The sequence below is a fragment of the Micromonospora sp. SL1-18 genome, from assembly GCF_047921505.1.
In the GTDB taxonomy this organism is placed as follows: domain Bacteria; phylum Actinomycetota; class Actinomycetes; order Mycobacteriales; family Micromonosporaceae; genus Micromonospora.
Genome location: NZ_JBLROA010000248.1, coordinates 1 through 328 on the forward strand (window position 1 = coordinate 1; position 328 = coordinate 328).

1 protein-coding gene is annotated in these 328 nt (G+C 69.2%); it reads left to right on the forward strand.

Translation table 11 applies throughout. The features are described from left to right. Window positions 1-328: hypothetical protein (locus tag ACNAW0_RS30805; protein ID WP_416291549.1), on the forward strand; the 328-nt coding region annotated here is incomplete at both ends.

Here is a 328-nt window from a genome sequence, read left to right on the forward strand (position 1 = left end):
CGCCTTCACCACCTCGGGCCAGGAACGCGACCTGGCCCGACTCAAGTCGAAGGCCGGCCGGCAGGAGACCACCCGCCGCAACCACGGCGCGAAGACCTCCAACCGTGCCCGTAAGGTCCGTGCGGCGATCGCCCGGAGCGAGGCGAAGATCCGTAACCGGCGTCGTGACTTCGTGGCGTGGGCCACTAACCGGCTCTGCGCCCAGCACGCGGTCGTCAAGCTCGAACGCCTCCACATCAAGGCCATGACCGCCACCGCGAAAGGCACCATCACCGAGCCCGGCACCAACGTGGCCGCGAAGGCCGGACTGAACCGGGCGATCCTCGAC